Below are 9,609 nucleotides of genomic sequence, written 5' to 3'. Positions count from 1 at the left end.
ATAATTTTTTCTGTCGGTATGCAAAATGATATATTTTGTTTTTTTGATAGCAAAGATATGGTCGAATACTACACTAAATTCAGCAATTTTACATGGTTTTTTACAATTCTTTTTTCTAGATTTTTAATTCGAAATCTCTTTAGAATAAATGTATTTAGATTTAAAAATATAATCTTTATTCTTGTCTATTCGACTTATTAGTAATCCTTTTTTGTTATAAAAATATTTAATTGTACTTTCTTTAGAAATTTCTTTAGTCAATTGTTTTTGATTATTATAGATAAATAATGTGTTAAAATTCAGTTCGCTTATAAAATCCCATTTTTCATTTCATATTCATCTTTTTTTTCAAAATCACATGAAGGATTTTTTTTTCTATATAAATTTTCATAAAATTTTGATTTTTCAATGTTTTTTTGCATCCCAATACCATATTTGTTTAATCTGGCTAGTTCAAGAATACAAGAACTGTCGCTTGAGAAAACTCCTTTTTCCAAATAATACAGTGCAAATGCTTTTTGTTCGCTTGTTAAATTTCTAAAATTATAAATGGAATATATTCCTTTATTATATATTTTTATTGTTGATAAATAAACAATCAAATACGATTTTTTGGCATGATATGTGTCTGCCATGATTATAGCTATTGGTAATAGTTCATACTCTAATTTTTCATGATAAGAATAATATAATACTAATTCATCAAATGATTGAATATCACCTTCTTGTACGCATTTTCTTTTTAGCTCCATAATATTTTCTTTATCAGATTTTGTTTTTTCTAATACACTCTTTTTTTTATTACTACAAGAATATAGTATAAGTAATAATAAAATAGTTAAATACTGTTTTGTTTTCATATTTTTATTATTTTAAAAATTATCTATTTTGTACCCAATTCGTTTTTTCTCCTTCATAAAATTTATTATATCCAGCATTATTACGAATTTCACCATTATATAACCAATAGTTTGCAGGAGCATATATTGTTAGTCCTTCATTAAGATATGTTAAATGCTGTGAAATATTTATTTTATTTGATAGAATACCTGTATTACAAGATTTTAAATCTATTGTTAAAGTCCCCCCGTTTTTTTTAAAATCTTGCCACATAGAACTATCATTGATTAACATGCTTTCTACTCCTCCTATGGTAGTATAGTAATTAACATTATGAACGTTACCATGGGCATAAATACTTAAAACATTAGTTTTTATTGGCTCACTTAAAGCTTGGTTATAAAGTAGCTTTTCTTTTGTGTTATTTTTAAAATAAATCAATTTTTCGCCAATAATTTTTCCGTCTTTAATTTTTACATCTCTACGTGTATATTCCTTATTTTTTGTACCATGAAAAGTATGATTCAGTCCACTCACCACCAGCCCTGTTACTGCACCTTGCCAAAAGTTCCCTCCCGTGAGGGCGGCACCTGCACCGCCACTAAGGGTGCCAAAGGCTATTGTACCAATGTCGCCTGTTCCTGCACCTAAACCTGCATGTTTTGTCATTGACATTGTATAATTCCCATTATCTGTAATTGTCTCACCTCCACTCCAGGCACTACTTGCTATACTGCTCAAAGCTCCAGCGGCAAAGCCATTCCAAAAACTACCTCCGTTTACGGCAGTCATACTCCCCTGAAACGTGCCATGTGCCAAGGCTTGAAACGTGGCACGAGACCAAAAATTGGTAAACAAATTCTCGGCACCACACCCAATGCCAAAAGTTACTGCTCCAGAAAATGCTCTACCAATAATAATGCTAATAATTTTTATCTAAAAATGGAAATTCAAATTCTTATTAATTTTTTTACAAAAAAATCCATCACATTTCGTTAAATGATAAACAAAAATGATTCAGCACCTGTTTTGTCAAATTTTAAAACATTGACAATTTTTTTGTAACGAAAATGTAAAGTATCACATTCCATTTGTTAGTAACAAAAATCAGACAAATATAATTAAAATTCCGTTATTGTTTATCAAACGAAACTTTTATTTGAAAAATAATTGATATACCTTTTGGCTTTGATTAGCCCCTAAAAGTTGCAAACGTCCATCATCTGTAATTTTTACCACTGCAAAATTTATTGTAGATTTATTTGTAGCACCTTTATTTATAATATCAGCATAAGAATTATAATTTGTTGTTAATATAATATATTCTTTATATATATAAGAAATACATCTTTGTGGATTATCCAATTCAGATTCAAAAACTTTTACTGCTACATTGTTTTTTGCACCCGAATTTGGCAGCAAAGCATAAACTGTTTTACTAAAAACCATGTCGTTTTCAGATTGTTCAAAAGCTACAAAATGCAAGTTTTTATTCGAAATGGCTAGGCTTCCGTAATAATATTGGTGAGTAAAAAACCTGTTTTTAAAGAAGTATTTTTTTATATTCATATTGTTTTTTAAATTCAAAAGGGGAGTGCAAGAATCAAAATTCAAGGTATCTACAAGAGCAACTTTTTTTATTGTGATGGGTTCAAATACCTGGTTTGGATACACAACTTGTTCAAACAATGTAGCATTGTATTGTAAGTTGTTGGTCGGGTTTTGGCAACTCCAGACTAATAAAACTAATAAATTAATAAGAAATATTGTGTTTTTTTTCATAGACGTAATTTATGTTATTTCAATTATAAAAAATGAGTGTTACAAAGATATAAATCATTTTTTATTAATAAAAATCAATACCAAATGTTATATTTCAAACATTTTGTTATAATTTGTTAATTATTCGCTTTTTTCTTTGAAAGTATGGATTTGTATTTTAAATTTGCACCAAAAAATACAATCATGCAACCAAAAGATTTAGTACATATAGCAGACACTTTCGGAAGTCCATTATACGTTTATGATGCCGAAAAAATAGAATTCCAATTCAATCGTTTGAAAAATGCTTTTGCAAAAGTAGAGCGACTTCGGATAAACTATGCCGCAAAAGCACTTTCCAATGTTTCGGTATTAAAATTATTAAAAAGCCTGGGTTCTTGCCTGGATACGGTGTCTATCCAAGAGGTAAAACTAGGTTTACATGCAGGATTTGAACCCCATCAAATCATTTATACCCCAAATGGTGTTTCGTTTGAAGAGCTAGAAGAGGCCGCACACTTGGGTGTACAAATAAATATCGATAATTTATCTGTTTTGGAACACTTTGGTACAAAATATCCTAATATTCCTGTTTGTATCCGCATCAATCCTCACGTAATGGCAGGGGGCAATGCCAATATTTCGGTGGGCCATATCGATAGTAAATTTGGTATTTCGATCCATCAAATGCCACATATTTTGAGAATTGTAGAAAATACCAAAATGCACATCAACGGCATTCACATGCACACGGGGTCTGATATTTTAGACATCGAAGTGTTTTTATATGCTGCAGAAATTTTATTTGATACCGCAAAAAATTTTAAAGACCTCGATTTTCTTGATTTTGGAAGCGGGTTTAAAGTGCCTTATAACAAATCGGACATTGAAACCGACATCGCAGAGTTGGGCAAAAAATTGAGCAAAAGATTTTTGGCCTTTGAAAAAGAGTATGGCAAAGAATTGACTTTGGCCTTTGAGCCTGGCAAATTTTTAGTTAGCGAAGCTGGATTTTTCTTGGCCAAAGTAAATGTTGTCAAACAAACCACATCTACCGTATTTGCCAGTATCGATAGTGGTTTTAATCATTTGATTAGACCCATGTTTTATGGATCGCAACACCATATCGAAAATATTTCAAACCCAAAAGGCAAGGAACGTTTTTATACCGTTGTAGGTTATATATGCGAAACGGATACTTTTGGTAATAATAGACGGATATCTGAAATCAAAGAAGGCGATATTTTATGTTTTAGAAATGCAGGAGCCTATTGCTTTAGTATGTCGTCCAATTATAACTCTAGGTACAAACCAGCCGAAGTGCTTTGGAAAGACGGACAAGCCCATTTGATACGTGAAAGAGAAACTTTTGAAGATTTGTTGAAAAATCAAATTGTATTGGATTTGTAATTTTTTATCAAAATTAATACAGCATCAATTGTCTAAAATCGTTAGATATATTCTAATAATTTTAGACTTTTTTTATTGTACTAATTACTATATTTGTAAGTCCTAAATATATAAATTACCGCTGTTATCAAATATACATTAAAAACATGCAATGCACTTGTTTTTTGTAAAAAGGAATCAAAAAAAGTGTTTTTGGAATTTATTTTAATGTTTTTTATAATATAATATTGTATATTTTGGGTATTTTATTTACTTTGGTTTACAATATAATTTTTATTTTTAAAAAAAAGTTTTAATCTAATGCTATAACCCTATTTTTCTCATGATTCAATTAATGTTTACAATACATGGGTTTGTGATGTATTTTTTTTTAGGAATACAACTTGTTTTTTCTCAAAAAAATAACGATGACATACCAATTGGTGTTCATTTACATTGGAAAACAGACCCAATAGAACAGCACCATCAATATTTTTCAAAGACAGATACTTTGCAAATAGATGTTTTGAAATTTTATATTTCAAACGTTACTATTCTCTATACAGATGGTACATATAATAAAGAGAAAAACAGTTACCATTTGATAGATATTGACAACATGAACAGTAGGTTTTTTAAATTGAAAAAACAAAGAACCAAAAAAATAAAGGCCCTCACTTTTGATATTGGAATCGATAGCACTACCAATGTTTCTGGTTTACATTCCAATGATTTGGATGTAGTACATGGGATGTATTGGGCATGGCAAAGTGGTTATGTCAATATGAAAATTGAGGGTACAAGTAAAAGTTGTAAAACACGTAAAAATGAATTCAAATTTCATGTAGGTGGTTATTTATCGCCATACAATGCATTGAGAACCATACGATTGTATCCCAAAACTGAAGTTTTTGAAATTATTTTTGATTTTGCAATTTTGTTTGAAAGCGGTAATCTTTCGGTATTAAACCATGTGATGACTCCAGGAGTTCAGTCGATGCAACTGGCAGATATTTTTCCGAAAATGATTTATTTGAACTACAAGTAGTAATGACTATAAAAAATGAAAACGCATGATAGACATAAAAAAAAGATATATATTGTTCAGTATATTTGCAATACTTTTCTTGTTGTCATTTCAAAAAAATCACACACAAAATTTGTATTTTGACATACCCAAAGGGTTTCCAAAACCCATATATGATTTTAAAACTAATCCCCTAACAATAGAAGGGTTTGAGCTGGGACGAAAATTGTTTTACGACCCAATTCTGTCTAAAGACCATACCATTTCTTGTGCCAGTTGTCATTTGCAACAAACAGCTTTTGCACATGTAGATCATGATTTGAGCCATGGTATTGAGGGTAAAATAGGGAATAGAAATGCCCTAACATTACAAAACTTGGCTTGGAATCAAAATTTTATGTGGGACGGAGGCATCAATCATTTAGATGTTCAAGGTATTGCTCCCATAACAAACCCCGTAGAAATGGACGAAACTATGGAACATGTTGTTTTTAAACTGAATCAAAATTCAACTTACAAGCGCTTGTTTTGGCAAGTTTTTAAAAAAAATACAATAACCAGTAAGTTGTTGCTACATTCACTGTCGCAATATTTAGTAGCATTAACCACTAGTAATTCCAAATTTGACCGTGTAGTATTACAAAATAAAGAAGTTTTTACAGTTATGGAAAAAAAAGGTTACGAATTATTTAATCAGCATTGTGCATCTTGTCATCCTGCCCCCTTGTTTTTTGTAAATCAATTCAAAAACAATGGATTACCAATAGATGCAACGTTAAACGACCTTGGTAGGTATCAAATTACTCAAATTCCGAAAGACTCCCTATTGTTTAAAGTGCCAACTTTGCGAAATATAGCATTCTCTTTTCCATATATGCACGATGGACGTTTCAAAACATTAACCGAAGTGGTAAAGCATTATAATTCGGGCATTGTACACCACAAAACCCTGTCTAGTGAATTGCTACAACCCATGAATTTGAATAATAACCAACGTGTAGAACTTGTTGCATTTTTAAAAACATTGACCGATTCAACTTTTTTATTTAATAAAAAATATGCTTATCCAAAAGCACAATAATTATGTAGCACGATTGTACAAAAAAAATATTATCTTTGTATTTCAAATAGTAATACTACTTGCCTTTTAGACATTTTAAAATGTAATGAAAGCAATTATTCAACTTTAACTAAATCCAGAAAAAATGAAAAAATATATTTTATTATTATTGTTAGTCAGTATTTATACAAATGCACAGACCAATCCTGCTATAACCAAATGGTTACAAAATAATTCACAAACGGGTACTTATTACGTGTCGGGTAATTCAACAGCTATTTCAAACGGAATATTGGTTAATTGTCAGCAAGTACGCTATTCTACAAATTGGGTATATGTAAATGCCACAGGAATTCCATCTTATCCCGTTGGGCCATTTACAGGAGATGGCAACCCTAATAATGCAGGAAATCAAAATGCCATATTCAAATTTCCATTAAATCCTACCGAAAATACGGGAACTAAAACGGCAGTTGGCGCTGGAAATATTGGTGTATTTATCAATGGGGTAGCCATGTTCGATTATAGAGATGGTGTTTCCTGGAAAAACAGCACTGGAGCTTTTGCTGGTGGACCAAGTGGTGGTACTGGTGATGGTGTGTGGAATAGAGATGCCATTGTATATGAAAAATTAGGCTTTGATTGTTCAAAAGGACATCCTGCAGGAACTAATTATCACCATCATCAAAATCCAAGTGCCTTTGATTTAGATGTCAATGTGATTTCTACTATATGTAATTTGTATGATGCAGATGGGCTATATACAATCAATCCCAATCAACATTCACCTCTTTTGGGGTTTGCATACGATGGTTTTCCCGTTTATGGGGCCTATGGTTATGCGAATACAAATGGTACAGGAGGTATTGTAAGAATGAAATCGGGATACGAATTGCGTAACATTTCTGTAAGAACACATTATGCTGATGGGACAGACGTACTAGATGGACCTGCTGTAAGTACAACGTATCCATTGGGAACTTTTCGAGAGGATTATCAATGGGTAGCTCACACATCCGATGCTAGTTATTTGGATATTTACAACGGGAGATTTTGTATCACTCCAGAATATCCAAATGGAATTTATTGTTATTTTACTACCGTAAATGCCAATCATAATTCGGCATATCCATACATCATTGGACCATCCTATTATGGAAATAAAACCGCTGCAAAAGTAACATCAGTAACAGAAACTACAACAACTTATACCCAAAATTTAGATATTCCAACAAATATTTTAGAACAAGCAAACATAAAAGTGATTCCAAATCCGGCTTCTGATTTGATTGCTATTCAAATAGGAGGATTATTAAATAGAAATTTAAGTTTGAAATTAGTTGATGTTAATGGACGAACAATCAAAAACACACAAATAAATTCAGGACAGTCGATTGGATATTTTACAGTAGATGACGTATATAGCGGAACTTATTTTGTGCAAATCATAGACGGGCAACATCTTATTAGTAAAACAGTGTTGATTAAAAATTGATTACCAGCAATTTATTGTTCAAAAATGAATTAAAAAAGGTTTACAGAATCGTATAAAACGGATTTGTTTTTTATAAAATAAATATGAAACGGTTTTTGAAAAAACATCAATTATTCAAAAAAAGTGTTATTTTTGCAGTTATAAATTAAAAATTAATAAAAAAATGGCAACCAATAGAACATTTACAATGATAAAACCAGATGCAGTAGCAAATGGACATATCGGAAATATTTTGGCAATGATTACCCAAGCGGGGTTTAAAATTGTATCATTGAAACTAACTCAACTAACAGTTGCAGATGCAGAGGCTTTTTATGCCGTACATGCAGCACGACCATTTTATGGAGAATTAGTTGCTTTTATGTCTAGAGGTCCCATAGTGGCCGCCATTCTTGAAAAAGACAACGCAGTAGCCGATTTTAGAACCCTAATTGGTGCTACAAATCCTGCCGAAGCTGCCGAAGGAACAATTCGTAAGGCTTATGCAACATCTATGGGTGAAAATGCCGTTCATGGATCAGATAGCGACGAAAATGCGGCTATTGAAAGCGCTTTCCATTTTTCGGGCAGAGAGCAGTTTTAAAAAATATTTTTTTTGATAAGCTATAAAAAAGTTGAAAACGCACCTTGTTTTCAACTTTTTTTGTTTAAAAAACAGTATCAAATGGCTAGTCATTTTTATTACTATTTCAAAATAGAGGTTATACCAAATATTTTTTATATGTTTATTTGGTATAAAATAACTGTTATATTTAGTTATACTTTAATTTGTAGCAATCATCATTGCTAATTTGATAAATATTAGTTACTAGTTTTATAAATCCAAACATTGTATCTTTGCCTTCTCAAAAAAAAAATAAAAACAGCTAAAAAAATGACAGCAAAAATAAAATTGATTTGGGATTTTAGAGGACAAACAGCCACACCTATTGCCCAACATCATGTAGTGCATTTAAACGAATACATCAAAATAAACGAGTTGCCACTTCAAATAACTGGTTTTGAAACCCATTCATCGTTATATGCCACGGCATTTATGGTGGTGTATCAATCGGATATGCTAGCTGTTAGGGATGCCCTTAAACCCCACCGGGCTGTGGTTTTTGAAGAATAAATTTGAACAAATTGCATTTTGAATAGGATCAAATATGGTGTTCCCTAAAAAATCGACAATAAATTATTTAAACCCATTTCTATTCAAATTCATATTTATCAAATGGGTTAAATTCCATTTTTATTCAATTAATTTCCTCCAAATTTATCTGGAGCGATTTTGAATTGATATACAATTGGCTTTAGCCAAAATAATTTTAAATTAATCATCAATTTTTTGAAATCCATATTTCTCAAAAATTTTATCATACGCTTCCTGAAAGGTTTTTTTACTTTGATGCAATTCTTGATTTTTAATTTAATTCCAAACGCTGTCAATCATAAATTCTGAAACTGCAAAATATTCATCTTGCTATTGAAATTTTTCAAGTATCAATTTTAGATGATTAAATCAAAAAGAAGATTCTCCTTTTATCAAATGCATTGTTTTTTGAATCGTTTGATCTACACCAAGTGATATTAAACAATGACAATGATCAGTATAACCGCTTATTAAATCAATAAAAATGCCTTTATCTTTAGCATTTTCTTTAATATGATTCCGCATTTTACATCTCAATTTTTTGGTAGCAAGAAATGGCAGTCTGTTTTTAGTACTCCACACCAAGTGGATATAAATTTTTATAAAAGGCATGATTGATTGTTTATTTACTTTAAAATGTCTCTGAAGTTTATGAAATCAAAATCAAAAAGTTCAAGAACTAAATTCCTACTTTCACTACTGCTGCAATAGGTATTTGATAATCTAACCACTTTTTGATTTTTGATTAGTTTTGCTTTCTATTAGCGTTTCTATTTGTTTTAATAGAAGAGATTTGTTGTATGTCTTTTTATTACTTTATTGGACATGTTTATTTGTATTGGAACTAATAACACTTGCCATAAAGACAGATAACAATTAACCATTCAATCCTTCAATCCTTC

9 protein-coding genes and 1 pseudogene are annotated in these 9,609 nt (G+C 30.7%); 6 read left to right on the top strand and 4 right to left on the bottom strand.

The genetic code is table 11. The annotated features are described in order from the left end of the window. Nucleotides 1-308: 308 nt before the first annotated feature. From B0A58_RS15280 to B0A58_RS15270, 3 genes are all read right to left on the bottom strand, one after another. Nucleotides 309-860: a hypothetical protein gene (locus B0A58_RS15280; protein ID WP_089081759.1), complete on the bottom strand. Its 552-nt coding sequence runs from the start codon at nucleotides 858-860 to the stop codon at nucleotides 309-311. A gap of 19 nt (nucleotides 861-879) precedes the next feature. Next, a complete protein-coding gene (locus B0A58_RS15275) occupies nucleotides 880-1,698 on the bottom strand; it encodes a hypothetical protein (RefSeq protein WP_089081758.1) in 819 nt (272 codons plus the stop codon). 297 nt (nucleotides 1,699-1,995) lie between these two features. Further along, nucleotides 1,996-2,622 carry a hypothetical protein gene (locus B0A58_RS15270; protein WP_089081757.1) on the bottom strand — a complete coding sequence of 209 codons (627 nt, stop codon included), beginning with the start codon at nucleotides 2,620-2,622 and terminating at the stop codon, nucleotides 1,996-1,998. Between the two features lie 183 nt (nucleotides 2,623-2,805). Between B0A58_RS15270 and lysA the strand changes: the two genes are divergently transcribed. The 6 genes from lysA (at nucleotide 2,806) to B0A58_RS15240 (ending at nucleotide 8,686) form a co-directional block, all read left to right on the top strand. Next, on the top strand, nucleotides 2,806-4,011 hold the full coding sequence (lysA, locus tag B0A58_RS15265; RefSeq protein ID WP_089081761.1) for a diaminopimelate decarboxylase: 1,206 nt from the start codon (nucleotides 2,806-2,808) through the stop codon (nucleotides 4,009-4,011). Nucleotides 4,012-4,369: 358 nt separating this feature from the next. Then, nucleotides 4,370-5,038 carry an MbnP family protein gene (locus B0A58_RS15260; RefSeq protein ID WP_317047330.1) on the top strand — a complete coding sequence of 223 codons (669 nt, stop codon included), beginning with the start codon at nucleotides 4,370-4,372 and terminating at the stop codon, nucleotides 5,036-5,038. Between the two features lie 25 nt (nucleotides 5,039-5,063). Then, complete coding sequence (locus B0A58_RS15255) at nucleotides 5,064-6,098, top strand: cytochrome-c peroxidase (protein WP_089081755.1); 1,035 nt, start codon at nucleotides 5,064-5,066, stop codon at nucleotides 6,096-6,098. 124 nt (nucleotides 6,099-6,222) lie between these two features. Beyond that, on the top strand, nucleotides 6,223-7,572 hold the full coding sequence (locus B0A58_RS15250; RefSeq protein ID WP_089081754.1) for a YHYH protein: 1,350 nt from the start codon (nucleotides 6,223-6,225) through the stop codon (nucleotides 7,570-7,572). Nucleotides 7,573-7,735: 163 nt separating this feature from the next. Continuing rightward, entirely contained in the window at nucleotides 7,736-8,155 is a 420-nt protein-coding gene (locus tag B0A58_RS15245; RefSeq protein WP_014084668.1) for a nucleoside-diphosphate kinase, read from the top strand. Between the two features lie 291 nt (nucleotides 8,156-8,446). Then, nucleotides 8,447-8,686 carry a hypothetical protein gene (locus B0A58_RS15240; protein WP_014084667.1) on the top strand — a complete coding sequence of 80 codons (240 nt, stop codon included), beginning with the start codon at nucleotides 8,447-8,449 and terminating at the stop codon, nucleotides 8,684-8,686. A gap of 201 nt (nucleotides 8,687-8,887) precedes the next feature. Here the strand turns inward: B0A58_RS15240 and B0A58_RS17105 are convergent. After that, nucleotides 8,888-9,319, bottom strand: a pseudogene (locus B0A58_RS17105) (transposase). Nucleotides 9,320-9,609 lie beyond the last annotated feature (290 nt).

The sequence above is a fragment of the Flavobacterium branchiophilum NBRC 15030 = ATCC 35035 genome, assembly GCF_002217205.1.
Taxonomy (GTDB): Bacteria; Bacteroidota; Bacteroidia; order Flavobacteriales; family Flavobacteriaceae; genus Flavobacterium; species Flavobacterium branchiophilum.
The sequence above is the reverse complement of the archived record's forward strand: the minus strand, read 5'-3'. Positions and strand labels throughout refer to the sequence as shown.

Coding starts and splice junctions, on each gene's coding strand:
- B0A58_RS15280 (WP_089081759.1), bottom strand. CDS start 860: ATGAAAACAAAACAGTATTTAACTATTTTATTATTACTTATACTATAT.
- B0A58_RS15270 (WP_089081757.1), bottom strand. CDS start 2,622: ATGAAAAAAAACACAATATTTCTTATTAATTTATTAGTTTTATTAGTC.
- lysA (WP_089081761.1), top strand. CDS start 2,806: ATGCAACCAAAAGATTTAGTACATATAGCAGACACTTTCGGAAGTCCA.
- B0A58_RS15260 (WP_317047330.1), top strand. CDS start 4,370: ATGTATTTTTTTTTAGGAATACAACTTGTTTTTTCTCAAAAAAATAAC.
- B0A58_RS15255 (WP_089081755.1), top strand. CDS start 5,064: ATGATAGACATAAAAAAAAGATATATATTGTTCAGTATATTTGCAATA.
- B0A58_RS15250 (WP_089081754.1), top strand. CDS start 6,223: ATGAAAAAATATATTTTATTATTATTGTTAGTCAGTATTTATACAAAT.
- B0A58_RS15245 (WP_014084668.1), top strand. CDS start 7,736: ATGGCAACCAATAGAACATTTACAATGATAAAACCAGATGCAGTAGCA.
- B0A58_RS15240 (WP_014084667.1), top strand. CDS start 8,447: ATGACAGCAAAAATAAAATTGATTTGGGATTTTAGAGGACAAACAGCC.